This is a genomic window from Pseudomonas rhizozeae (genome assembly GCF_031583775.1).
Classification (GTDB): domain Bacteria; phylum Pseudomonadota; class Gammaproteobacteria; order Pseudomonadales; family Pseudomonadaceae; genus Aquipseudomonas.
Genome location: NZ_JAVLSB010000046.1, coordinates 36,136 through 61,870 on the forward strand (window position 1 = coordinate 36,136; position 25,735 = coordinate 61,870).

Annotated in this window: 20 protein-coding genes; 10 read left to right on the forward strand and 10 right to left on the reverse strand. The window is 61.3% G+C overall.

Going from position 1 to position 25,735, the window contains the following annotated elements; all coding sequences use genetic code 11:
- Window positions 1-176: 176 nt before the first annotated feature.
- Complete coding sequence (locus RG836_RS15375; protein ID WP_310846985.1) at window positions 177-2,105, forward strand: transglycosylase SLT domain-containing protein; 1,929 nt, start codon at window positions 177-179, stop codon at window positions 2,103-2,105.
- Between the two features lie 92 nt (window positions 2,106-2,197).
- Here RG836_RS15375 and RG836_RS15380 read toward each other — a convergent pair whose 3' ends face one another.
- Both RG836_RS15380 and RG836_RS15385 read right to left on the reverse strand, forming a co-directional pair.
- Window positions 2,198-2,611 (reverse strand): Fic family protein, encoded by a 414-nt coding sequence (locus RG836_RS15380; protein ID WP_310846988.1) that lies wholly within the window; start codon window positions 2,609-2,611, stop codon window positions 2,198-2,200.
- 31 nt (window positions 2,612-2,642) lie between these two features.
- Window positions 2,643-4,412: an ABC transporter transmembrane domain-containing protein gene (locus RG836_RS15385; protein WP_310846989.1), complete on the reverse strand. Its 1,770-nt coding sequence runs from the start codon at window positions 4,410-4,412 to the stop codon at window positions 2,643-2,645.
- Between the two features lie 255 nt (window positions 4,413-4,667).
- Here RG836_RS15385 and RG836_RS15390 point away from each other — a divergent pair, with 255 nt between their 5' ends.
- Entirely contained in the window at window positions 4,668-4,847 is a 180-nt protein-coding gene (locus RG836_RS15390; protein WP_310846991.1) for a PA1571 family protein, read from the forward strand.
- Window positions 4,848-5,051: 204 nt separating this feature from the next.
- Here RG836_RS15390 and pdxB read toward each other — a convergent pair whose 3' ends face one another.
- The 3 genes from pdxB to rlmM all read right to left on the reverse strand — a co-directional run bounded on the left by pdxB (window position 5,052) and on the right by rlmM (window position 7,821).
- On the reverse strand, window positions 5,052-6,194 hold the full coding sequence (gene pdxB / locus RG836_RS15395; RefSeq protein WP_310846994.1) for a 4-phosphoerythronate dehydrogenase PdxB: 1,143 nt from the start codon (window positions 6,192-6,194) through the stop codon (window positions 5,052-5,054).
- A 121-nt stretch (window positions 6,195-6,315) separates the two neighbouring features.
- The gene (gene tusA / locus RG836_RS15400; protein ID WP_310846995.1) at window positions 6,316-6,567 is read right to left on the reverse strand and encodes a sulfurtransferase TusA; all 252 of its coding nucleotides are present in this window, start codon (window positions 6,565-6,567) and stop codon (window positions 6,316-6,318) included.
- A 180-nt stretch (window positions 6,568-6,747) separates the two neighbouring features.
- Complete coding sequence (gene rlmM, locus RG836_RS15405) at window positions 6,748-7,821, reverse strand: 23S rRNA (cytidine(2498)-2'-O)-methyltransferase RlmM (RefSeq protein ID WP_310846997.1); 1,074 nt, start codon at window positions 7,819-7,821, stop codon at window positions 6,748-6,750.
- A gap of 222 nt (window positions 7,822-8,043) precedes the next feature.
- Here rlmM and acnA point away from each other — a divergent pair, with 222 nt between their 5' ends.
- From acnA to RG836_RS15420, 3 genes are all read left to right on the forward strand, one after another.
- Entirely contained in the window at window positions 8,044-10,785 is a 2,742-nt protein-coding gene (acnA, locus tag RG836_RS15410) for an aconitate hydratase AcnA (RefSeq protein WP_310846998.1), read from the forward strand.
- 299 nt (window positions 10,786-11,084) lie between these two features.
- Entirely contained in the window at window positions 11,085-11,876 is a 792-nt protein-coding gene (locus tag RG836_RS15415; RefSeq protein WP_310847000.1) for a CPBP family intramembrane glutamic endopeptidase, read from the forward strand.
- A 109-nt stretch (window positions 11,877-11,985) separates the two neighbouring features.
- Window positions 11,986-13,551, forward strand: coding sequence for a methyl-accepting chemotaxis protein (locus tag RG836_RS15420; protein ID WP_310847003.1), 1,566 nt, complete (start codon window positions 11,986-11,988; stop codon window positions 13,549-13,551).
- 1,153 nt (window positions 13,552-14,704) lie between these two features.
- Here RG836_RS15420 and RG836_RS15425 read toward each other — a convergent pair.
- Window positions 14,705-15,433, reverse strand: coding sequence for a thioesterase II family protein (locus tag RG836_RS15425; RefSeq protein WP_310847005.1), 729 nt, complete (start codon window positions 15,431-15,433; stop codon window positions 14,705-14,707).
- Window positions 15,434-15,702: 269 nt separating this feature from the next.
- On the opposite strand from RG836_RS15425, the gene RG836_RS15430 reads away from it, so the two are divergent.
- Window positions 15,703-16,503, forward strand: a complete 801-nt coding sequence (locus RG836_RS15430; protein ID WP_310847007.1) for a glucose 1-dehydrogenase — start codon at window positions 15,703-15,705, stop codon at window positions 16,501-16,503.
- Window positions 16,496-18,322, forward strand: coding sequence for a glycoside hydrolase family 15 protein (locus RG836_RS15435; RefSeq protein WP_310847009.1), 1,827 nt, complete (start codon window positions 16,496-16,498; stop codon window positions 18,320-18,322). Before RG836_RS15430 ends, RG836_RS15435 begins: the two co-directional genes overlap by 8 nt.
- A gap of 305 nt (window positions 18,323-18,627) precedes the next feature.
- On the opposite strand, the gene RG836_RS15440 is transcribed toward RG836_RS15435, so the two are convergent.
- A complete protein-coding gene (locus RG836_RS15440; RefSeq protein ID WP_310847010.1) occupies window positions 18,628-19,038 on the reverse strand; it encodes a DUF6124 family protein in 411 nt (136 codons plus the stop codon).
- Window positions 19,039-19,497: 459 nt separating this feature from the next.
- On the opposite strand from RG836_RS15440, the gene RG836_RS15445 reads away from it, so the two are divergent.
- Window positions 19,498-20,400 carry an alpha/beta fold hydrolase gene (locus RG836_RS15445; protein ID WP_310847013.1) on the forward strand — a complete coding sequence of 301 codons (903 nt, stop codon included), beginning with the start codon at window positions 19,498-19,500 and terminating at the stop codon, window positions 20,398-20,400.
- Here the strand turns inward: RG836_RS15445 and RG836_RS15450 are convergent.
- Entirely contained in the window at window positions 20,369-21,361 is a 993-nt protein-coding gene (locus RG836_RS15450; RefSeq protein ID WP_310847015.1) for a GlxA family transcriptional regulator, read from the reverse strand. The genes RG836_RS15445 and RG836_RS15450 overlap by 32 nt on opposite strands.
- Window positions 21,362-21,452: 91 nt before the next feature.
- Between RG836_RS15450 and inhA the strand changes: the two genes are divergently transcribed.
- Window positions 21,453-22,136, forward strand: a complete 684-nt coding sequence (gene inhA / locus RG836_RS15455; protein ID WP_310847016.1) for an isonitrile hydratase — start codon at window positions 21,453-21,455, stop codon at window positions 22,134-22,136.
- 459 nt (window positions 22,137-22,595) lie between these two features.
- Here the strand turns inward: inhA and RG836_RS15460 are convergent, their stop codons facing one another.
- A complete protein-coding gene (locus RG836_RS15460; RefSeq protein ID WP_310847018.1) occupies window positions 22,596-23,078 on the reverse strand; it encodes an SRPBCC family protein in 483 nt (160 codons plus the stop codon).
- A 131-nt stretch (window positions 23,079-23,209) separates the two neighbouring features.
- Here RG836_RS15460 and RG836_RS15465 point away from each other — a divergent pair, with 131 nt between their 5' ends.
- On the forward strand, window positions 23,210-23,611 hold the full coding sequence (locus tag RG836_RS15465; protein ID WP_310847020.1) for a lysozyme inhibitor LprI family protein: 402 nt from the start codon (window positions 23,210-23,212) through the stop codon (window positions 23,609-23,611).
- Between the two features lie 21 nt (window positions 23,612-23,632).
- On the opposite strand, the gene mrdA is transcribed toward RG836_RS15465, so the two are convergent.
- On the reverse strand, window positions 23,633-25,525 hold the full coding sequence (mrdA, locus tag RG836_RS15470; RefSeq protein WP_310847023.1) for a penicillin-binding protein 2: 1,893 nt from the start codon (window positions 25,523-25,525) through the stop codon (window positions 23,633-23,635).
- Between the last annotated feature and the right edge of the window lie 210 nt (window positions 25,526-25,735).

Here is a 25,735-nt window from a genome sequence, read left to right on the forward strand (position 1 = left end):
CTTAGGGCCTCAGAAGGCCGGCAATTTCACCTTGGCGACGCCGTGCATGACAATTGTTGCGAACTTGTGCAGACGGACCGGCAAAGCTTTCGCCCGTTGCTGGCAAAAGGCTAAGCTACAGGCAATCCGCCTTGGCGCAGCCCTGGCTTGTCACGATTTCTCTGCCCGGATGTCTCATGCGCAGTCGCCTTGTCAGTCTTTTATCTTGTCTGCTTCTTTCCGCCACTGCCGTTCAATCCGCCCAGGCTGTGGACCTTTCCACCCAACGCCAGTATTACGACGAGGCCAAACGGGCCTTGGCCAAGGGCGACAGCGGCCCCTACTTCCGCTACAGCCAGGCCCTCAGCGATTATCCCCTGGAACCGTACCTGGCCTACGACGAACTGACCGCGCGCCTGAAGACCGCGAGCAACGTCGAGATCGAGAAATTCCTCGCCGAACACGGTGACCTGCCCCAGGCCAACTGGATGAAACTGCGCTGGTTGCGCTGGCTGGCGGACCGTGGCGACTGGCCGACCTTCGTCAAATACTACGACCCCAAACTCAATTTCACCGAACTGGACTGCCTGAACGCGCAATACCAGATCAGCCACAATCAAAAAGCCGAGGGCTATGCCAACGCCGACAAATTGTGGCTTACCGGCAAAACCCAACCGGCGGCCTGCGATGGCTTGTTCGGCGTTTGGGCCGCTGATGGCCAGTTGACCGAACAGAAACGCTGGGAGCGCACCAAGCTCGCGGCCCAGGCGCGCAACTATCCGCTGGCCAACAGCCTGGTCAACGGCCTCAGCACCCTTGCCCCGCGCGGTCGCTTGCTGGTGGACGTGGCGCAGAAACCGGAGCTGCTCAATCAGCCGTCGCGCTTCGTTCCGGCAGATGAGCCGATGTCGGACGTGGTCAGTCTCGGTTTGCGGCGCCTCGCTCGCCAAGACCCCGACAAAGCCATGGAAATGCTTGATGGCTACGCCGCCAGCATGCACTTCTCCCGTGACGAAAAAGTGGCGATCGCCCGCGAAATTGGCCTGACCCTGGCCCGCCGCTTCGACAGCCGCGCCCTCGACGTGATGACCAAGTACGACCCGGAACTGCGCGACAACACCGTGTCCGAATGGCGCCTGCGCCTACTGTTGCGCCTGGCCCGCTGGGACGACGCCTACCAACTGACCCGTCGCCTGCCGCAAGACCTGGCCACCACCAACCGCTGGCGCTACTGGCAGGCCCGCAGCCTGGAGCTGGCGCAGCCGCAGAACCCGGAAGCGCAAAATCTCTACAAGAACCTCGCCCGTGAGCGCGACTTCTACGGTTTCCTCGCCGCCGACCGCTCGCAACAACCCTACTCGCTGCTGAACAAGCCACTGGTGATGAGCCAGGCGCTGATCAATAAAGTGCGCAACACCCCAGGTGTGCGCCGTGCCCTGGAATTCCATGCCCGGGGGCAGATCGTCGACGGTCGGCGCGAGTGGTACCACGTCAGCCGCCACTTCAATCGTGACGAAATGGTTGCCCAGGCCAAACTCGCCTATGACTTGAAATGGTATTTCCCGGCGATCCGCACCATCAGCCAGGCGCAATATTGGGACGACCTGGACATCCGTTTCCCGATGGCCCATCGCGAAACATTGGTGCGTGAAGCCAAGGTCCGTGGCCTGCATTCGAGCTGGGTGTTCGCCATCACCCGCCAGGAAAGCGCTTTCATGGACGATGCCCGCTCCGGCGTCGGCGCTACCGGCCTGATGCAGCTGATGCCCGGCACCGCTAAGGAAACCTCGCGCAAATTCAGCATCCCGCTGGCCTCGCCGCAGCAAGTGCTCGACCCGGACAAAAACATCCAGCTCGGCGCTGCTTACCTGAGCCAGGTGCACAGCCAGTTCAATGGCAACCGCGTCCTTGCCTCCGCCGCCTACAACGCCGGCCCCGGCCGCGTGCGCCAATGGCTGCGCGGCGCCGACCACCTGAGCTTTGACGTCTGGGTGGAAAGCATTCCCTTCGACGAAACCCGCCAATACGTGCAAAACGTCCTGTCGTACTCGGTGATCTACGGCCAGAAACTCAACTCACCGCAACCGCTGGTGGACTGGCACGAGCGCTACTTCGACGATCAATAAGCACTCTCCACAACCACCGGCTGATTGAAACAAAAATGCCCGCATTGCCGAATGCGGGCATTTTTTATGGGCGGTCTACGAAACTGTGCAACTCAGGATTTGCGCATCCTCTGCCTACCCATTGCCGTCATCAGATACTTCTGGGATGGACTTCTTGGCGAGTCCGGATAGGTCATCTCAATCAAACCCGCCTCTAAGGCAGGCGTAAGGTAATTCGCCCGGAACGTCGCCTTGTGTGCCAGCCCTACTGCCGACATCAGCTCATTCACCTTCAAAGGTGCCTTGCCATCAAGCGCATGAAGCAACTTGTCTGCTTGGTCGGTTACTTGGTCGGTTACTTGGTCGGTGCAGGTCTCGGCACTGGCTGCCTCCTCCAGCGCCAAACTCAACGCCCGCAACATAAACTCCACGAACGGTGTCGCCTCAGCCATGCGGTCAGCTTCTGACAACGCAGCGTAGTAGGCATCCTGCTGCTCCCGAGTCATGGCTGCAAGGAAGGTCGACATAATGCCCGAACCCAGGTGCGATCAGCAGCCCTTATTCGGCAGACTTGTGTCCATCACTAAACTGCAACGCCGCGAGCCGCGCATACAGCGCATTGCTGGCAATGAGCTCTTGGTGTGTGCCCACGGCCACCAGTTTGCCCTGGTCCATGACAGCGATGCGGTCGGCGTTTTTCACGGTGGCCAGGCGATGGGCGATGACCAGGGTGGTGCGGTTTTTCATCAGGGTCGGCAATGCTTGCTGAATCAGATATTCGCTTTGCGCGTCGAGGGCGCTGGTGGCTTCGTCGAGCAGCAGGATCGGTGCGTCCACCAGGATGGCTCGGGCAATTGCCAGGCGTTGGCGTTGGCCGCCGGACAGACCGAGGCCGCCGTCGCCGAGGTGGGTCTGGTAGCCGTGGGGCATTTTTTCGATGAAGTCGTCGGCATAGGCGATTTTTGCCGCTTCGCGCACTTGTTCGGCGCTGGCGGCCGGGTTGCCGTAACGGATGTTCTCTTCGATGCTGCCGAAAAACAGTGCGGGGTTCTGCGACACCAGGGCGAAGCAGCGGCGCAAGTCGAGGGGATCGAGTTGGGTCAGCGGCACACCGTCGAGCAGGATGCGACCGCTGGCGGGGTCGTAGAAGCGCAGCAGCAAGTCGTACACCGTCGACTTGCCAGCACCGGAAGGCCCGACCAGCGCCAGGGTTTCGCCGGCATTGATCGTCAGATTGAGCCCATCCACGGCGTAGCTTTCAGGACGCGACGGGTAGGAAAAACGCACGTCCTGCAGCTGTAATTCGCCAAGCACCCGTTCCGGCAGGGTCACCAAACCTTCGCTCGGCGGTTGAATGATGTTCTGCGCCCGCAGCAGTTCGGCAATCCGTTCCGCCGCGCCAGCGGCCCGTTGCAGTTCGCCGATCACCTCGCTGAGCGTGCCGAAGGCGCTGCCGACGATCAGGCTGTAGAACACGAACGCCGCCAGCTCACCGGCGGAAATACGCCCGGCGATCACGTCCATGCCGCCGACCCACAGCATCACCGCCACCGCGCCGAGCACCAGCACGATCACCAGGGTAATCAACCAGGCGCGCTGCAGGATGCGTATGCGCGCGGTATCGAAGGCGTCTTCGACGGTCACGGCAAATCGGCACTGGTCCTCGATCTGGTGGTTATACGCCTGCACGGTTTTGATCTGGCCGAGGGTTTCCGAGACGTAGCTGCCGACATCGGCAATCCGGTCCTGACTCAGCCGCGACAGGCTGCGCACACGTCGGCCGAAAATCAGGATCGGCGCCAGCACCAGCGGCAAGGCCACCACCACGATGCTGGTGAGTTTGGGGTTGGTGATGAAAAGCAACACGATGCCACCGATCACCATCAGCGCATTGCGCAAAAACAGCGACAGCGACGAACCGATCACCGATTGCAGCAGCGTGGTGTCGGTGGTTAGACGCGACTGGATCTCCGAGCTGCGGTTGTCTTCGTAGAAACCCGGATTCAGGTAGACCAAATGGTTGAACACCTGCCGCCGAATGTCGGCGACGCAGCGCTCACCGATCCACGACACCAGGTAAAACCGGGCAAAGGTGCCAATGGCCAACGCCACCACCAGCACCATGAACACGCCGATGGATTGGTTGAGCAACTGCGGGGATTGGGTCATGAAACCCTCGTCCACCAGCATCTTGATGCCCTGCCCCATCGACAGCGTAATGCCTGCCGTGACGATCAACGCCAGCAAGGCCCCAAGCGCCTGCCAGCGATACGGCGCGATGAAATGACTGGCGAGACTGAGGGCGCGGCGCTGGCGGGAAGAGAACATGCAGATCATCCGAAGTTACGATTGGGTCCAAGCCTACACTCGTCGCCGAACAGGAACTCTGTAAATCACAATGAGTCAGGTTAATTATGACTGTCGTGACTAGGGCATAGACACTATCGGTCTAAAGTCCGGGTGGAAACGCCGAGCCATTTCTGGTGGACTGGCATTGCCGCCCCGCTAGACCGCATGGAGCTGTCACAGCCTGGTCACCCGGCGGTTTTAAAATAGGTACACAACCTGATGAGGAGACAGGCCATGTCCTTGCAAAACAGCAGCGATGACAAGATTCAAGTGATCCGCACGCAACCCGACCAGTCTCTGGGTTGCTCCATTATCGACGCCGATGGGCGCGAAGTACCGATCACTGAAGACATGATCCAGACCGCCTGCCGCGAACTGGAACAGCGATTGGTCAAGCCTGCCGAACAAGAGTGATATCGCCACCGTCTTCTTTGACCCGGCCCTGATGGCCGGGTTTTTTATGGGCGGCAGACTGGATCAGGAGCTGAAGCTTTTTTGTCGCGAGGGAGCTTGCTCCCGCTGGGCTGCGCAGCAGACCCAAAAAGACAATGAGATTTTCGGGCAGCTGCCCTCTGGAACGACAGCCCGGTCCAACAGGAGCGAGCACCCTCGCCACGCTTAGATCGCCGTCGCGCCCAACGCAGCAATGATCTTCTGCAACGCCGGCGATTCACCGTCAACCCGCACACTCAACCCGTCGATCTCCCGGCGCGGCGGGTACTGCTTGCGCAACTGGTCGAAGGCGAAGCGCTGTTGATCCACGGTGCCGACCAGGCTACGGCGGAAATCCGCGTCGTCGCGGCGCGGGTCGTACACGCCACGGCACAAGGTCGCCAAGGCCCAGGCCGGATCGGTGGCGGCGCTCAGCTGCACCTGCGACAACCACGGCGCCGCCAGCAAATCATCGAGGCTGACCTGCGGCGCCTGGCTAATGAACTGGCAGTACGCCTGATAAATCTGCGCGGTGCCGCGTTGTTTGCCATCGAGGCTGTAGCCGGCAATGTGCGGGGTCGCCAGCACGCACAGATCGGCAAGCGCCACGTCGACCTGCGGCTCGCCTTCCCACACGTCCAGCACCGCTTGCAGGTCTTCACGCTGCAGCAACACGCGACGCAATGCGGCGTTATCCACCACCGGCCCGCGTGCGGCGTTGATCAGCCAGGCGCCAGGCTTGAGTTGGTTGAGCCGCGCCTCGTCGAGCAAATGCCAGGTGCGCTGCCCGCCTTGTTTAGTCAGAGGCGTGTGCAGGCTGATCACATCGCACTGCTCGATAATCTGCTCCAGGCTGACGAAATCGCCGCCTTCGGCAGCCTGCCGTGGCGGATCGCACACCAGCACCTTCCAGCCCAGCCCTTTGAGCACCGCTACCAGTCGCCCACCGACTTCACCAGCCCCGACCACGCCATAAGTGCGTCGGGTCAGGTCGGCGCCTTCGATTTCTGCGAGGGTCAGCAGGCTGCCGAGCACATAGTCGACTACTCCGCGAGCATTGCAGCCCGGCGCGCTGGACCAACTGATTCCTGCCTGTTGAAAGTAATCCAAATCAAGGTGATCGGTGCCGATGGTGCAGGTGCCGACAAAGCGCACCGGGCTGCCTTCGAGCAAGCCACGGTTGACGTTGGTCACCGAGCGCACCAGCAGCACGTCAGCCTCGGCGACGGCGGCGCGGTCGATGGCGCGACCCGGCAGGCGGCGGATTTCGCCGAAACCGTGGAAGAACTCATCGAGCAGCGGGATATTTTCGTCGGCAACAATCAACATGGCAGGCTCCTTCTGGGGACCGGCAGTGTAGTTGCAGATCGCAGTGATGGGCCAGCCGCGCCGTTTACAAATCCGCAACGCGGGGATCTTCCTGAAAGATCCGCAGCCTCGACACGAAGCTTTAATCGGTCTTTTTGCGAATCCAGTAGAGGTAGGTCCCGGCGTCTTCGTGCTGGCCGACCAGTTCATGGTCGAGGAACACGCAAAACTTGGGGATATCGCGCCGGGTCGAGGGGTCGGTGGCGATGACTTTCAACAAGCCGCCCGGCGTCAGATCGCGGATGTGCTGGTGCAACATCATGACCGGCTCGGGGCAATTGAGGCCGGTGGCGTCGAGGGTGCCGTCCACCGGGGTGTTGATCAATTCACTCATGGTCTACTCCTGAAACTGGCCGGCATTGTCGCGCAATGGCGGGTGTTCGGTCACCTGTGGCATCACGCCCAGGCCCTTGTGGGAGCGAGCCTGCTCGCCAAGGCCTTGTGTCCGCCGAATCGACATCGACTGACACGCCCTCTTCGCGAGCAGGCTCGCTCCTACAAAGGGGCAGCGTGATCAGCGGGTCTTGGGCTTTTTCACGTCGATCCGGCGCAGATGGCAGGTCACTTCTTCGCGGTCGTGATACAGCTGTTTACAGCCGATTTCTACACGAATGCCTCGGGCCTTGAAGCCGTCGGCGATGCGTTCGAGCAAGCGCTTCACTTCGGCGTAACGCTGTTTCATCGGCAGTTTGAGGTTGACCACCGCTTCGCGGCAATGACCCTCGCCGATCCACTCTTCAAGCATCGCGGCATTGCGCGCCGGTTTCTCGACGATGTCGCAGACCATCCAGTCCACCGGTTGCTTGGGCTTGAAGGTGAAGCCGTCCGCCATCAAATGCTGAACCAGCCCGGTCTCCATCAGGCTTTCAGCCATCGGGCCGTTGTCGATGGCGGTCACCAGCATGCCCCGGTTGACCAGTTGCCAGGTCCAGCCACCGGGCGCGGCGCCGAGGTCGACGCCGGTCATGTCGCTGTGCAGGCGCTCGTCCCATTGGTCGCGCGGGATGAAGTGGTGCCACGCCTCTTCCAGTTTCAGCGTCGAACGGCTTGGCGCTTCGCGGGGAAACTTCAGGCGCGGAATGCCCATCGGCCACATCGCCGAGTTAGTCGACTCGGCCAGCCCCATGAACACTTCGCGGCCACTTTTGAAGGTCAGCAGCAAGCGCGGCTTGAGCGGATCGTCCACCAGTTTGCCGGCGGCCAGCAGCGCCTTGCGCAGGTGCACTTCGAATTTTTTGCAGAAGTTCGACAGCTCTTTGCCGTCGTTGGTGTCGACCATTTCCAGCCACAGGCTGCCGCACAGCGGGAAGTCGGCCATGTGCGCAAGGATCACGCTGATCCGATCGGTCTCCGGCAGATCGATAAAGATCCCCCGCGCCCATTGCCGAGGGAAAATCAGCTCGGCGAAGCGCTGGCCGCGCATCAGGCGTTCGGCGCCGTCTTCTTCGGTGCAGATGAATTCGGCGCAGGCACTAGCAGCCTTGGCCTTGGCGTAGCCGGCCACGTTCAGGCGTGCCGCGTGCTCGGCGATCTCGGAACAGACTTCGCTCTCGAAGCCCGGCCGGCAATGCATAAAAAGGGTGTTCATGGTTACTCCTGGGCAGAGGGCGAAGAATTCAGCCACTGCGCGACGCCCAGGCTTGCGCTGAAGCAAAGCCTGTCACGAAAACCGGCGCATGATAGCCGAGTTCGGAACCTCGGACTTACCCATAGAGTCCAGTTATTAGCCTTACGGTTCAAACAGGACTAGTTTAAACCTCAGTCCGTTCCCTCAGCCCGTAGCCGTGCGGGCCCAAAGGAGTCATTGCAAATGCCGTCCCTCGATAGCCTGAGTACCCTCAAGACCTTACAAATCGACGACAAGACCTATCACTATTTCAGTTTGCCGGACGCTGCCAAAAGCCTTGGCGATCTCGACAAGCTGCCAATGTCGTTGAAAGTGCTGCTGGAAAACCTGTTGCGCTGGGAAGACGAAAAAACCGTCACCGGCGCCGACCTCAAGGCAATTGCCGCCTGGCTCAAGGAGCGCCGCTCCGACCGTGAAATCCAATATCGCCCGGCGCGGGTGCTGATGCAGGACTTCACCGGCGTGCCGGCGGTGGTCGACCTGGCCGCCATGCGCGCCGCCGTGGCCAAGGCCGGTGGCGATCCGCAGCGGATCAACCCATTATCGCCAGTGGACTTGGTGATCGACCACTCGGTGATGGTCGACAAGTTCGGCAGCTCCAGTGCGTTCGAGCAGAACGTCGACATCGAAATGCAGCGCAACGGCGAGCGTTACGCTTTCTTGCGCTGGGGCCAGAGCGCCTTTGACAACTTCAGCGTGGTGCCACCGGGCACGGGCATCTGCCACCAGGTCAACCTCGAATACCTCGGCCGCACCGTGTGGACCAAAGATGAAGACGGCCGCACTTACGCATTCCCCGACACCCTGGTCGGCACCGATTCGCACACCACCATGATCAACGGCCTCGGCGTACTGGGCTGGGGCGTCGGCGGCATCGAAGCGGAAGCGGCGATGCTCGGACAACCGGTGTCGATGCTGATTCCGGAAGTGATCGGTTTCAAACTCACCGGCAAACTCAAGGAAGGCATCACCGCCACTGACCTGGTGCTGACCGTCACGCAAATGCTGCGCAAGAAAGGCGTGGTCGGCAAATTCGTCGAGTTCTATGGCGATGGCCTGGCCGACCTGCCGCTGGCCGACCGTGCGACCATCGCCAACATGGCCCCGGAGTACGGCGCCACCTGCGGTTTCTTCCCCGTGGACGACGTCACCCTCGATTACCTGCGCCTGTCTGGTCGGCCGACCGAAACCGTGAAGCTGGTCGAGGCTTACACCAAGGCCCAGGGCCTGTGGCGCCTGCCCGGCCAGGAGCCGGTGTTCACCGATAGCCTGACGCTGGACATGTCCAGCGTCGAAGCCAGCCTCGCCGGACCGAAACGCCCGCAGGACCGCGTATCGCTGCCCAACGTGGCGCAAGCCTTCAGCGACTTCCTAGGCCTGCAGATGAAACCCACCACCAAGGAAGAAGGTCGTCTGGAAAGTGAAGGCGGCGGTGGCGTCGCGGTCGGTAATGCTGACTTGGTGGGCGAGGCGGAATACGAGTACGACGGCCATACCTATCGCCTGAAAAACGGCGCGGTGGTGATCGCCGCGATCACGTCGTGCACCAACACCTCCAACCCTAGTGTGATGATGGCGGCCGGGCTGTTGGCGAAAAAAGCCGTGGAGAAAGGCCTCAAGCGCAAGCCTTGGGTCAAAAGCTCCCTGGCGCCTGGCTCGAAGGTGGTCACCGATTACTACGACGCCGCGGGTCTGACGCAGTACCTCGATCAGTTGGGCTTCGATCTGGTGGGTTATGGCTGCACCACCTGCATCGGCAACTCCGGGCCTTTGCCGGAACCGATCGAGAAAGCCATTCAGAAAGCCGACCTGACCGTGGCCTCGGTGCTCTCGGGCAACCGTAACTTCGAAGGGCGGGTGCACCCGCTGGTGAAAACCAACTGGCTGGCCTCACCGCCGCTGGTGGTGGCTTACGCCTTGGCCGGCACCGTGCGCATTGACATCAGCAGCGAGCCGCTGGGGGACGACAAGGACGGCAATCCGGTGTACCTGCGCGACATCTGGCCGAGCACCCAGGAAATCGCCAACGCCGTGGCCCAGGTCAACACGCGGATGTTCCACAAGGAATACGCCGAGGTGTTTGCCGGCGATGCACAGTGGCAAGCCATTGAAGTGCCGCAAGCGGCGACTTATGTCTGGCAGGAAGACTCGACCTACATCCAGCATCCGCCGTTTTTCGATGACATCGCCGGGCCGTTGCCGGTGATCAAGGACGTGGTCGGCGCGCGCGTCCTGGCGTTGCTTGGCGATTCGGTGACCACCGACCACATCTCCCCCGCCGGCAACATCAAGGCCGACAGCCCCGCCGGGCACTACCTGCGTGAACAAGGTGTGGAACCGCGCGACTTCAACTCCTACGGCTCACGGCGCGGCAACCATGAAGTGATGATGCGCGGCACGTTCGCCAACATCCGCATTCGCAACGAAATGCTCGGGGGCGAGGAAGGCGGGAATACGATCTACATCCCCACCGGCGAGCGACTGGCGATCTATGACGCCGCGATGCGGTATCAAGCGTCAGGCATACCATTGGTGGTAATCGCAGGGCAGGAATATGGCACCGGCTCCAGCCGCGACTGGGCGGCCAAGGGTACGAATCTGCTGGGGGTCAAAGCGGTGATCGCCGAAAGCTTCGAGCGCATCCACCGTTCCAACCTGGTGGGCATGGGCGTGTTGCCGTTGCAGTTCAAACTCGACCAGAACCGCAAGAGCCTCAACCTCACCGGCAAGGAAACCCTGGAAATCCACGGTTTGACCGGCGTGGAACTGACCCCGAGGATGAACTTGCCGCTGGTCATCACCCGCGAGGACGGCCGCCAGGAACGCATCGAAGTGCTGTGCCGGATCGATACCCTGAATGAAGTGGAATACTTCAAGGCCGGGGGGATTCTGCACTATGTGTTGCGGCAGTTGATCGCTTCCTGAAGCTTGCTTGATGGACAGGACACCGCCTTCGGGCGGTGTTTTTTTGCGCTGGACATAATGCTGACCGATGCTCGCCCTACACTGCCGGAATAAATCGGCTGGCTTGGGTGTTTATTTCGATAGCCAGACGGTGAATGGGCTGGCGTCTTCGCGAGCAGGCTCGCTCTCACAGAGATGTGTGGTCGGTCACAAATCATCAAACCACCCCGATTAACTGTGGGAGCGAGCCTGCTCGCGAAGGCAATCTGTCAGCCACTGAAGATCTCGAATCAGCACTTTCGCCAAAATAAGGACGCTCAATGCTCGCCGCTCTGCCATGGCCTTACCTGGCCCTGCTCTCCCTCGGTTTTGTCGCTGCTCTGGGTTATGGACACCTCGGCTTGTTGTCCCTCATCACCTTTGCCTTGTTGGTGCTGACCGTTTTCGCGGTTCGTCAGCCACGGCCATGGGCTCGGTACTCGGGCCATGCCGTGTTTCTGCTGGTGGCCCTGGGACTGGTGATGCACTGGCTGCCGGGTTTTTACAACGGACGGGTGATCGAACCGCAGCGGTTCACCGCCGATGCCGTGCCGTTCTCGATGTACCTCAACCAGGACAAACCGCTGGTGGGTTTCTGGCTGTTGCTGGTCTGCCCGTGGATCGTCGCTCGGCGCTCCTGGCGGGTGCTAACGCCCGCCGTTGCACTTGGCCTGGGGGTCAGCGTGGTCTTGGCCCTGGGCGGTGCGCTGCTGTTAGGGATCATCAGCTGGGCGCCGAAGTGGCCGGCACCTACCTGGCTCTGGCTGTTCAACAACCTGCTGCTGGTGACCCTGGTCGAGGAAGCGCTGTTTCGCGGCTACATCCAGGGCGGCCTCAGTCAGCGTCTCAAGCATTTGCCGTACGGCGAGACCCTGGCGCTGGTGGTCGCGGCGATCCTGTTCGGCCTGATTCACATCGGCGCTGGCTGGCAGTGGGTGTTGCTGGCGAGCCTGGCGGGCATTGGTTACGGCTTGGCCTATCGATTCGGCGGCCTGCTCGCGGCGATTGCCACGCACTTGACCCTGAACCTGCTGCACTTTTTCCTGTTCACCTATCCGATGCTGGCCGGTTGAAGCAAGGGCTGTTCTGTGACGCTGTGCTGAATCCTGGAAATTGCATTCAATAAATTCCTGACACCGCCGACAACCTGTCAAAGCCTTGCGGAAAAAAGGGATTGAACCCATGCGTAACAACCAGCCCATCACCCAGCGGGAAAGGACCTTCCCTGCCCAGCAGCGGTTGATTTCCACCACCGATGCCAAAGGCGTGATCACCTACTGCAACGAAGCGTTCGTGGACGTCAGTGGGTTCACCCGCGAGGAACTGATCCGTGCACCGCACAACCTGGTTCGTCACCCCGACGTACCGGCCGCGGTGTTCTCGCACATGTGGGGCACGCTCAAACAAGGCTTGCCGTGGATGGGCATCGTCAAGAACCGCTGCAAGAACGGTGATCACTATTGGGTCAACGCCTACGTGACGCCCATTTTCGAAGGCAGCCAAGTGACCGGCTTCGAGTCGGTGCGCATCAAGCCCACCGCCGAACAGATCCGCCGCGCCGAAGCGCTTTATCAGCGCATCAACCAAGGCAAGTCCGCCGTGCCCAGCCGTGATAAATGGTTGCCGGTGCTGCAAGACTGGCTGCCGTTCATCCTGGTCAGCCAGCTGAGTTTCATGATCGGCGCATCGCTCAATTCGCAGTGGGGCTTTGCCCTGGCGGCGGCATTGTCGGTGCCGCTCGGCCTGCTGGGCCTGAGCTGGCAACAACGGGGTCTCAAGCGATTGCTGCTGCTGGCGGAACAGACCACTTCCGACCCGCTGATCGCGCAGATGTACACCGACAGCCGTGGCGCCCAGGCACGTCTGGAGATGTCGATTCTCAGCCAGGAAGCCCGCCTGAAAACCTGCCTGACACGCCTGCAAGACACCGCCGAACATCTGACCGAACAAGCGAAACAGTCCGACACCCTGGCGCACAACAGCTCCAGCGGCCTCGAACGCCAGCGCGTGGAAACCGAGCAAGTGGCCACCGCCGTCAACCAAATGGCCGCCACCACCCAGGAAGTCGCCAGCCACGTCCAGCGCACCGCTGACGCCACCCAGGAAGCCAACCGCCTGACGGGCCGCGGCCGCGATATCGCCGGGGAAACCCGCGAGGCCATCCAGCGCCTGTCCGTGGTGGTCGGCGAAACCGGCGTCACCGTCACGCAACTGGCCAAGGACAGCGACGAAATCGGCGGCGTGGTCGACGTGATCAAAGGCATCGCCGACCAGACCAATCTGCTGGCCTTGAACGCCGCCATCGAAGCCGCCCGCGCCGGTGAAATGGGCCGCGGTTTCGCAGTCGTCGCCGACGAAGTGCGACAACTGGCACAACGCACGAGCGAATCCACCGGGCAAATCCACGCCCTGATCGCCAAGCTGCAACACACCGCCAGCAATGCCGTGCAAACCATGGAAGCCGGGCATCGCCAGGCCGAAGAAGGCGTGGCACGGGTGCTGGAAGCAGATCAGGCACTGGTGGGCATCAGCGAAGCGGTGGCCAACATCACCGACATGACCACCCAAATCGCCGCCGCCACTGAAGAACAAAGCGCAGTGGCCGAGGAAATCAGCCGCAACATCAGCAACATTTCCTCGCTCGCCGACCAGACCTCGGAACAGGCGCAGAACTCAGCGTTATTGAGCGAAGAACTGACCAAAACTGCGAACACCCAATATTCGCTGGTGGAGCGGTTTAACCGCTGATCGTATTCAGCCGCTCTCACGTTTAGAAAGGTGGGGGCGGGCTTGCTTCGTACAGCGTTTCGACGAGGGCTATTTCCCTGCTGGCGAGTTAATTGCGGATGTCCCCAAACCCTGTGGGAGCCTGGCTTGCCAGCGATGGCTGATTGTCAGGCGCTGTTTGGTTTGAGGGTGTACATATCCATTCTTTATGTGATGGCTGCTTATGGTTCCGCTCTTACAGCGGGTCACTTTGAAAAGCCCAAAGTAACCAAAGGCTCTAATCCCCTCCATTCGGTGCCTCGCCTAGGCTCGGCATGCCCTCACTCCGGCCTTGCTCCGTGGGCCCGCCGCCATCGGCCATCCATGGCCGGGGGCGGCTACCTCGGCATCCATGCCGAGGTGCCCACTGCGCAAGACCTACGTTCAGCCTCTGGTTAACGGGGCAGAGCAGATCAAAAGCAGCCGAGGCGGCCTTATAGCCGACCTGGCTTCGGGTTGTACGCGTTCCTACTGTGGGAGCGAGCCAGCTCGCGAAAGCTGTATTTCTGCTAGCGCGTTAATTCCGGATGTCCCAAATCCCTGTGGGAGCTTGGCTTGCCAGCGATGACTTCTGTTCAGGCACTAGAAATCTATCGCCAAATAGTCCCTTTTCGCGAGCAGGCTCGCTCCCACAATAGGGTGGGTGTGAATCTGGCAATGATTGGTTGGCGGTCAGGCCGCCATCGCTGGCAAGCCAGCTCCCACAGTGTCCGCGTGTACCCACAGAATTGCGTACACCCACTAGGTCGAGTGTCAGCTCGCCGCGCTTTTGATTTTGATCCACCCGCCCCGTCGGGAGGCTGAGCGGAGGCGTTTATCCGGGGATTGGCGCGCAGCGCCGTTCGACGCAGTCGAACTCATCGCATGTAGGTGCAGCGAAGCCAACCGGAGGGCGATGCCCCCGGATGAATGCCGGAGCGAAGGAACCCCGAGCCTTAGCGAGGGGCCGTACGTCAGGGGCGAGACCTTTGCTTACTTTGGGCTGGGCCGGCACTCCGGCGTTTGCCAAAGTAAGGCGCCGTCAGGGCGCAACCATTAGCAGCCGTTACCGCACAATGGATATGTACCCGCTCGCTGTAAGAGCGAAACCGCCAGCAGCCGTTACCGCAGCAACGGATATACACAATCAAAACCATCAAGACACCAAAGCCCACCGCCGATAATGCCCCTCCAACTGATCCCGAACCACCCTCAACACCTTCCCCTCATGCTCATGAATAAAAAAATGCCCCCCACCCAGCATGTCCACCGAAAAACTGCCATGCGTCTCCTTGCGCCACGCCATTAATTGCTCCGTGCTCGCGCGATCAGCAGTGCCGCCCAGCACATGAACCGGACAATTGAGCAACGGTCGCTGCAGCGGCTCAAAGCGCCCACACAGCAGGAAATCGGCGCGTAAGACGGGCAAGGTCAGGCTCATCAACTCGGCGTTGGCCAGCACCTCTTCGCTGGTGCCGTTGAGCGTGCGCAACTGGTTGATCAGCTCGGCATCGGTCTTGGGTTCGGCGAAGCCACGGTCGTAATCGGCGCGCATGCTCGGTGCGGCGGTGCCAGAGGCGAACAATGCCACCGGTTCGGCGCAGCCCAGCGCGCGCAAGGCATGCGCCAGCTCACAGGCCAGCAACGCGCCCAGGCTATGGCCGAACAACGCGTAGGGCGCGCTCAAGGCCGATCGCAGTTCGGTGGCCAGTTGCCGTGCCAGCGCGCGCATGTCGGTGTGCAGCGGCTCGCCGAACCGCGCACCGCGCCCCGGCAGTTCCACCGGTTGCAGCGCCAGCCACTCCGGCAGTTTGCGCCGCCAGCGGCTGTACACCATGGCGCTCGCGCCCGAGTACGGAAGGCACAGTAACGTCAGCGGGGTCATCGGGCTTACCTCGAAAAAGGGTCTGCCTGTAGAACGGATGAGCGGCCAGCGGAATTAGCCATGTCGGCTTTACCGGAGGCAACCGGCTTACTTGAGATGCCGAAAGCTCTGCACCGCAGCCCCCGCTCCCGCCGCGATGGCCACCCAGAATCCGCTGCGTGCGCCAAAGCCGTCCCATGAACATGACGATGTTTTCACCGTCAACCTTGAACTCTCGCCCCACCCCGCCAGTCAGCTAATTACGCCCCCACCTCAAGGTTTTATTGCTGATGCAGCTTTCCCTCGAGCAACAAGTGGCACTGGTCACAGGCGCCAGCTCCGGACTCGGCGCGGGTGCCGCCAAGGCACTCGCCGCGGCCGGCGCCGCCGTGGTGATCAACTACAACTCGCAAGCCGAACCCGCCGAAGCACTGGCGCGGCAGATTAATGCCGAGGGCGGCCGCGCGCTGGCCATCGGCGCCGACGTGTCGAAAGAGGCCGATGTCGAGCGGCTGTTCGCGCAGACCCTGGAAGCCTTTGGGCACTTGGACATTCTGGTGGCCAACTCAGGTATGCAGAAAGACGCCCCGGCCATCGACATGTCCCTGGACGACTGGAACCAGGTGATCAGCGTCAACCTCACCGGGCAATTCCTCTGTGCGCGCACTGCTTTGCGGATTTTCCGCGAGCAAGGGGTGCGCCCCGGTGTATCGCAGGCGGCGGGCAAGATCATTCACATGAGTTCGGTGCACCAGCGCATTCCGTGGGCCGGACACGTCAATTACGCGGCGTCCAAGGGCGGCGTCGACCAATTGATGCAGACCCTGGCCCAGGAAGTCAGCCACGAGCGCATCCGCATCAACGGCATCGCACCGGGGGCGATTCGCACGGCGATCAACCGCGACGCCACCGAAGGCGATGCCGAGCAAAAACTGCTGAAGCTGATTCCCTATGGCCGCGTCGGCGAAGTCGAGGACGTCGCCAACGCCGTGGTGTTCCTCGCCTCGGACGCCTCCGACTACATCGTTGGCACTACGCTGTTTATCGACGGCGGCATGAGCCTCTACCCGGAGTTCCGTGACAATGGCTGAGCATCCTCCCGAACGACAAAGCCCGATCGATGCCCACGGCATCATCGGCGACATGCGCAGTGCGGCGCTGATCAACGACAAGGGCAGCGTCGACTTTTTCTGCTGGCCGGAATTCGACAGCCCGACGATTTTCTGCTCCCTGCTGGACACCCCCGACGCCGGGATTTTTCAGTTGATCCCCGACCTGCCGGATGCCCGCCGCGAGCAGATCTACCTGCCCGATACCAACGTGCTGCAAACCCGGTGGCTGAGTGACAACGCGGTGGTCGAGGTGACCGACCTGCTGCCGATCAGCGACAGCGAGGACGACCTGCCGCTGCTGATCCGCAAGGTCCGGGTGGTCAGCGGTGAGGCCCGTTTCCATATGCGCTGCGCGGTGCGCCACGATTACGCCCGCGCCCAGACCACGGCACGCGCGGATGAGGCCGACGTCTGCTTCGAAGCCGACGGGCAGCCCGCCATGCGCCTGCGCTCGGATCAGCCAATGAGCGTGGATAACGACACGGCGCTGGCGAGTTTCACCCTGAAACAAGATGAGCATGCGCAGTTTATGCTCGGCGCCATCGACGACCCGCGCTTCGCGGCGGGCGCTGCCGAATTCTGCATGGAGCGCACCCTGAAGTTCTGGCGCGGCTGGATCGGCCAGTCCACCTATCGCGGGCGCTGGCGCGAAATGGTCAACCGCTCGGCCCTGGCGCTGAAGCTGCTGACCTCGCGCAAACACGGTGCGATCCTCGCGGCCGCGACCTTCGGCCTGCCGGAAACCCCCGGCGGCGAGCGCAATTGGGATTACCGCTACACCTGGATCCGCGACGCCTCGTTCACGGTGTACGCCTTTATGCGTTTGGGCTTTGTCGACGAGGCCAACGCCTACATGGGCTGGCTGCGCGGACGGGTCAGCGACTGCTGCGGCAAGCCGACCAAACTCAACATCCTGTACGCCATCGACGGCCGCCAGGAATTGCCCGAAACCGAACTCTCGCACCTGGCCGGCCACGGCGGCGCGCAACCGGTGCGCATCGGCAATCAGGCTTACGATCAGGTGCAACTGGATATTTTCGGCGAGCTGATGGACGCGGTGTACCTGGTCAACAAGTACGGCGAAGCGGTCTCGCATGAAGGCTGGAAACATGTGATGGAAGTGGTCGATCAGGTGTGCGAGACCTGGCAGCACAAGGACGTGGGCATCTGGGAAATGCGCGGTGAAGAGCATCACTTCCTGCACTCGCGGCTGATGTGCTGGGTGGCGCTGGACCGCGCGCTGCGCCTGGCCTACAAACGCTCGCTGCCGGCGCCGTTCGCCCGTTGGGACCAGACACGGCAGGCGATTTATGCCGATATCTGGGACAACTTCTGGGACGAGGAACGCGGGCATTTTGTGCAGTACAAGGGCGGTAGCGCGCTCGACGGCTCGATGCTGTTGATGCCGCTGGTGCGCTTTGTCAGCGCCAAGGACCCGCGCTGGTTATCGACCCTCAAGGCCATCGAGAAAAGCCTGGTGCGCGATGGCATGGTCTATCGCTACCGCAACGATGACAGCCCGATCGACGGCTTGAGCGGCACAGAAGGCGCCTTCGCTGCGTGCTCGTTTTGGTACGTCGAATGCCTGGCCCGCGCCGGTCAAGTGGAAAAAGCCCACCTGGAATTCGAGCAATTGCTGCGCTACGCCAACCCGCTGGGCCTGTACGCGGAAGAATTCGACAACCACGCCCGGCACCTGGGCAACACCCCGCAGGCATTGACGCATTTGGCCTTGATCAGCGCGGCGACTTTTCTTGATCGCAAGTTGAGTGGCGAGAAGAGTTCGTGGCAGCCGTGAGTGTCGTGGCGGTCTGAAGCGTTTGGGGCTGCTGCGCAGCCCAACGGGGGCAAGCCCCCTCACCACAGGTTTTGCGGTGAGGCTCAGTTCTGTGCAACCGCATCACTTTTGCAGTGCTGTTGACCTGCTTTTGCAGTGCTTTTGACTGGCTTTTTTACAGTGCTGCTGACTTGCTTCTGCTGTGCTGCTGACTTGCCTCTGCTGTGTTGTTGATCTGCTTTTTGTGGCGAGGGGGCTTGCCCCCGTGGGGGCGCGGAGCGGCCCTCGCTTTTTAGCTATGAGCGAAGGCTTGCCCAACGCTGCAACTACGCCGGCATCTCCAGCCGTTCCAGCGCTCGGTCCACCAGCAAACGCCCCAGCACTGACAGCTGCTGAATCGCCAGCGCCACATGGCGGCGAGAATCTTCCAGGTCGAACGCCAAATCGCTGGCCATGACGTTCAGCGAGGCCAGGGTTTCGCTGGCGTGGACCAGCAGGATTTCGTTATCGAGATCAGGCACCACGGCGAACATCGCGCCCGGCCGGGCTTTTGATCCATTGCTGCGAGTCGGCTCTGGCTGCTCGTTGCCACGTTCTGCGTCACTCGCGGGTTGCGAACGAGGCGGCAGGTGGTGGTCCAGCGCCCGCTCGGCGGCTTCATGGAGACGTTGCGGGTCGAAGGTGTCGTAGGGCGAAACGCAGTCGGATTGTGGGGGATTGGGGGTGATTTTGTGCATGACGTGAAACTCCATTCGTAAAGTGGAGTTCGCCATCTCAGCGACCAAGCTAAAGGGTGGCGAACCGTGCGCAGGTTGGTCGACCAGGGAATGGAAACCCGGCAGGGCCTAAGCCCTCCCGCGCACAGTTCGCCATAAGCAAACACCGCTGATGCGGTCAATGCGCGCCATTCTAAACCTGGGCGACCAAACCCGGTCGCTGAATTTGCAGCGACCTCAAAAGCCTACCGATCCAGCGTCCTAACCACCAACCGTCAAAACGCGTCAGACGAATCGCCATTTTTCATCGGCCAGTAGGACTGGACCTACACCCGAAGGCCTGGATCCCGTAGGTCGCCGTCACACAAATTGACTTGCAGCGCCTGTAATGTCCTTGCGGTCTAATGTGAATGCGGCAGACAGTCCACGCGCAGTTTCGCCGATCATTCAGCCTCCCAGACGCTGTAATCCGGAGCCCCCATGAGCCCTACCGCCCCCCTCGAACAGGTCCAGACCCGCCAACTTTTGATCACCTACGAAGCCCACGGCCCGCTATCCGGCGAGCCGGTGATTCTGTTGCACGGCTTCCCCTATTCGCCGCGCGGCTACGACGCCATTGCCCCGGAACTCGGCGCTCTGGGCTATCGCGTGATCGTGCCGTACTTGCGCGGCTACGGGCCGACGCGGTTCATTCATGCCGAGACCTTGCGTTCCGGTCAGCAAGCGGCGTTGGCGGCGGACCTGATGGAATTGATGGATGCGTTATCGATCCAACAAGCCACCCTGTGCGGCTATGACTGGGGCGGCCGTGCGGCGTGCATTGTCGCGGCGCTATGGCCCGAGCGCGTGCGCGGACTGGTGACCGGCGACGGTTACAACGTGCAAAACATCCCCCGTTCGGTGCTGCCGCGCGCGCCGGAAACCGAATATCGGCTGTGGTATCAGTTCTACTTCCATGGCCCGCGCGGGGTCGATGGCTTGACCGCCAACCGCCGCGAACTCTGCGCCCTGCTCTGGCGCCTGTGGTCACCGACCTGGGCCGAAGGCGCCGAACGCTATCCGTTGAGCGCGCCGGCGTTTGATAACCCGGACTTTGTCGACGTGGTGATCCACTCCTATCGCCATCGCTTCATGTACGCCGACGGCGATCCCGCGCTGGAGTGGATGGAGGACGCACTGGTAAAACAGCCGACGATCAGCGTGCCGACCATCTCCCTGTGTGGCGCCGACGATGGTGTAGGCGCACCGCCGGAGATCGATGACGATCTGGAACATTTCACCGGCCCTTATGAGCGGCGGTTGCTGAAGGGCGTCGGCCATAACATTCCCGAAGAAGCGCCCGAGGAAACGCTCAGGGCATTGCTGGATCTGTTGCGACGCTGACACTGAAGCGCTCGCGATAAGCCTGCGGCGTCACGCCCATGGCCCGCAGAAAGCTGCGGCGCAGGGTTTCTTCGCTGCCGAAACCGCACTGCACGGCCACGCGTTTGATGGGGATACCGGTGTCGCTGAGCAAACGGCGGGCGGTTTCGACGCGGATCAGTTCGATGGCGCGCGCGGGTGTCTGGCCGGTGTCGGCGCGGTAATGGCGGACGAAGCTGCGTTCGCTCATGCCGGCCTGCTCGGCCAGCGCCGGAACTCCGAGGTCGAGGGTCAGGTGTTCAGCGATCCAGGCGTGAAGGTCGTCGAAACGGTTGCCTTCATGCTGCAACGACAGGGTCACGCTGAATTGCGACTGCCCGCCGGGACGCTTGAGAAACACCACCAGTTGCCGCGCCACTTCCAGGGCCATGCTGCGCCCCAGGTCTTCCTCAACCATGGCCAGCGCGAGATCAATGCCGGCGGTGACTCCGGCCGAGGTCCAGACCGGGCCGTCGTGGATGAAAATCGGGTTGGGCTCGACCCGCAACTGCGGGTGCTGCCGGGCCAGTTGTTCGCAACGGGTCCAATGAGTGACAACCCGGCGCCCGTCGAGCCAGCCACTGGCGGCCAACAGAAACGCCCCGGTGCACACCGATGAAACCCGCCGACAGCTCGCAGCATGCTCGCGCACCCAAGCCACCAACGTCTGATCCTGCGCCGCCGCGTACACGCCCCAGCCGCCGGCGATAATCAAGGTATCGCTTGGCTGCTTGGGCAGCATTTCGGCCAGCAGCGCCAAACCCGCCGACGACGTGACCGCCCCGCCACCGCTGGCGATCACCGTCGGCACATAAGGCGCGGGCAAGCCCTGCTGACGGGCAATGTCGTTCGCCGAGGCGAAGACCTGCAACGGTCCGGTGACGTCGAGCAATTGCACGTTGGCGAAGGCCAGCACATGAATGGATTTAGGGACGTGATTCATATTGGCGTGATTCGAGGGCTGATTGGCGTATGCGCCAGATCCTACGGGGCTAACGTATAGGCGTCCACACTTGATCAGGAGAAACACCGCCATGACGCTGCAGATTGGTTTTCTGTTGTTTCCGCAGGTTCAGCAACTCGATCTGACCGGGCCTTATGACGTGCTGGCCTCTCTGCCGGACGTGAAGGTGCATCTGATCTGGAAAGACTTGGCGCCTGTCACCGCGAGCACGGGCCTGGTGCTGCATCCGACCGTGACCTTCGACGATTGCCCCGCGCTCGACGTGATCTGCATTCCCGGTGGCAGCGGCGTCGGGCCACTGATGGAAGATGAGCAGACCCTCGCGTTTATCAAGACCCAGGCGACCACGGCACGTTATGTGACGTCGGTGTGCACCGGTTCGCTGGTACTCGGCGCGGCCGGCCTGCTCCAGGGCAAGCGCGCCACCACCCATTGGGCGTATCACGAGTTGCTCGCGCCACTGGGGGCGATTGCGGTGAAGGATCGCGTGGTGCGGGACGGCAATTTGCTGACTGGCGGCGGCATCACGGCGGGCATCGACTTCGCCCTGACCCTGGCGGCGGAATTGTTCGATGCCGACACCGCGCAGTTGATCCAACTGCAATTGGAATATGCCCCGGCCCCGCCGTTTGCCTCGGGCAGCCCGGAGACGGCACCGCGTCAGGTACTCGACAACGCCATCCAACGTGCCGCCGCTTCACTCAAACAACGGGGTGAAATCGCGCAACGAGCTGCGGCCAGGCTGGCGGGTTAAGCCATTCAATGAGCATTTTCTTCAGGCATAAAAAAACCCGCCTAAGCGGGTTTCTCAAGACCATGCCAAATCCATATGGCCGGCAGTCCGTGCCGATGGTCGATCATCCGTGACCACTGCCGCACTCCCTGTGCAGCAGTTGATGGATCCAGAATACGGGGCTGTTGTAGCGGGCAACAGAGGACATAACAGCAGCGTGGCGTAAGCGATTGACCATGATCGTGTTTTAGCGTTCGCCGGGGCAAAAAAAAACCCGCCGAAGCGGGTTTTTCCCAAGACCATGCCGACTCCCTGTCGAGCAGCACTCCGTGCTTATGGCCGATCGTCCGTGATCCTGAGCACTCCCTGTGCTTCAGTTGATGGAGTCAGATTAACCTTCGGATCCAATGTGCAACAGACGACATCACTACCATCGCGTGTAAGACATTCGCTATAGAAGTCCTCGAACAGCTGCGCAAATCAGCCTTGGGCGCTTTTCTTGAGGTTCATCGCCAAGAACTGCTCAATGTTGTTCATCTGCTCATCCCAGCCGCGACTGTCCATACGATATGCCTTGTCGCGGCGCGTGTCGGGAATGTGACTAAAACCTGATTCGCTGACCCGCAGCAGCGTGCCTTCAGGATGGTCTTCGAGCTCAAAGCGCACAAGGGTAGTGGGCTCTTGGGAATAGTCGATCTCCGGATCAACCGCATACGGGTGCCAGCGGAATGAAAACAGCCGCTCGGGCTCAACCCGCTCGACCTGCACGTTCCAAAAAATATGTTCATAACGTGGGAAGGTGACTTGCCCTTGAGTCCATTCGCCGGCGACAAAACGCTTACCCTCCAGTGCCACGCCGAACCACTGGCCAAACGCCTCGGCATTGGCGATCACTCGCCACACCTGGGAACGCGGCACCTTGAGCACAACCTTCCGTTCAATCCGATCTGATGCTGGGTGCATAGGTCACCTCCTGTAATGAACAGTAGGCCTGTAAGACCACAATACCTACCCTAAAGTTGTATCAAAGCCGTCGATTGATCACCGTGCTTCGTTACACTGCACCGGATCAATCCACCTGACGCGAGATTCCCATGCACCCACGTTTGCTCTTGGCTGTGACGCCATTTCTGTTCACCCCGCTCGCCCACGCTATCGACTGCGACAACGCCACTGACCAGGCGACAATGAATCAATGTGCAGCGCAGCAGAACAAAGCGGCAGATAAAGAGTTGAATGCGTTGTACCAGCAGATCACCGGTCGCCTTAAAAGCAACCCGGAGGCGAAGAAACTGTTGGTCAGCGCCCAGCGAGCGTGGGTCGGTTTTCGTGACAGCGAATGCAAATTCTCGGCGTCCGGGGTCGCGGGCGGCAGTGCTTATCCGCTGGTTTACAGCCAGTGCACCACCGACCTGACCAAGCAGCGCGTCGAGGCCTTCAAGACTTACCTGAACTGTCAGGAAGGCGACTTGAGCTGCCCGGTGCCAGGGGCGTAACGCCGAGCTGATTCGGCGGGCTTAGACGTGCGGCTCGCCCGGCGCCTTGCTGGGTGTGGCGTATTGCGGTTTGAGATGACCATCCTGGTCGAGCAGCCAGGCATCCATGATCTGCCGCACCACCGGGCCGGCGACACGACCGCCGGCCTCACCGTTTTCAATCATCACCGAGATCACGATGCGCGGATGCTCCGCCGGGGCGAAGCCGACGAATAAGGCGTTGTCGCGGTTGCGCTCCAGAGTTTTCTCGCGGTTGTAGCGCTCGCCTTGCTTGATCGCCACCACCTGTGCGGTGCCGCTCTTGCCGGCGATGCGGTACTGCGCGCCGGCCGCCGCTGCCCGGGCGATACCGCGGGCATCGTGCATGACCATCTGCATGCCGTGGTTGACCTGTTCCCAGTCTCTCGGGTTTTTCAACAAGATGTTGGGCATCGGGTGCTCGTCCACCGGCGCCACGCCGTCTACGGTCTTGGCCAAGTGCGGACGATTCCACACACCTTTGTTGGCGATCAGCGCGGTGGCCTGGGCCAGTTGCAGCGGTGTGACCTGCATATAGCCCTGGCCGATGCCGAGAATCACAGTTTCACCGGGGAACCAGGGTTGCCGGCGGGTCGCGCGCTTCCAGGCTTGCGACGGCATCAGACCGGCGGACTCTTCGAACATGTCCAGCGAGACCTTCTCACCGAGGCCGAACATCGCCATGTAGTCGTGCAGGCGATCGATGCCGAGCTTGTGCGCCAGATCGTAAAAATAAGTATCGTTGGAGCGCATGATCGCCGCGTCCATGTCCACCCAGCCATCGCCGCTGTGGTTCCAATTACGGTATTTGTGATCGAAATCCGGCAGTTGGTAGTAACCCGGATCGAAAACTCGGGTCTGCGGCGTCACCACCCCGCTGTCGAGGCCGGCGATGGCCATTTCCGGCTTGATGGTCGAGCCCGGCGCGTACAGGCCGCGCAGCACGCGGTTGAACAGCGGACGGTCGAGCGAATCGTGCAGCGCCGCGTATTCCTTGAAGCTGATGCCGGTGACAAACAGGTTCGGGTCGAAACTCGGCTTGCTGACCATCGCCAGGACATCGCCGGTCTCTGGGTCCAAGGCCACCACCGAGCCGCGGCGATCACCCAAGGCGTTTTCCGCGGCTTCCTGGAGGTGCACGTCGAGGCTCAGCACGATATTTTTGCCGGGAGTCGGGTCGGTGTGCTTGAGCACCCGCATCACACGTCCTTGGGCATTGGTCTCGACTTCTTCATAGCCCACGTGGCCGTGCAACTGCGACTCGTAGAACTTTTCGACGCCGGTTTTGCCGATCGATTGCGTGCCGCGGTACTCCACGTTATCCAGCACCTTCGACTCTTTCTCGTTGATACGTCCGACGTAACCAATGGAGTGCGCGAAGTGTTCGGCCAGCGGATAGTGGCGCACGAACTGCGCTTCGACATCGAGCCCCGGCAGACGGAACTCATTCACCGCCAGTACGGCGATCTGTTGCTCGGACAACTCGTAGAACAAGGTCACCGGCTCGAAGGGATGGCGCGCCTGCTTCATGGCCTTGTCGAACAGGCTGCGGTCTTCGGGCGGAAGTTGTAGCAACTTGATTACTTCGTCCAGCTCGGCGCTGACATCGGTAGCGCGCTCGCGGGTAATGGTCAGGTTGAAGCTGGGGCGATTGTCGGCGAGGAGCACGCCATTGCGGTCATAGATCAGGCCACGGGTGGGCGGGATCGGCAGGACATGAACACGGTTGTTTTCGGAGATGGTCGAGTGGTAGTCGAATTCCATGACTTGCAGCACGTACATGCGCACCACCAGTGCGCAGGTGACGGCAGCCACAAACAGAGCGCAGGCCATCAGCCGCTTGTTGACCAAGCGGGTTTCTTTTTCGTGATCTTTGATTGGGATCGCTTCGGGCATTGCTACAGCAGCTCTTTTGAAATGAGTGAGAACACGCTCCGTGCGCCAAGCATCAGTCCGTAAAAAAGAGCTGCACCATACCAAAAATGGAGTGCGTGCTTTAGCGGGAATTTATGAAAGGGTTGTCATCAGCCGCCATTGCGATGGTCGGCGTTTGTGCGGTTACTCGAGATTGCTGAACAATCCTAGGGATGCTGTGGATAACTTTCC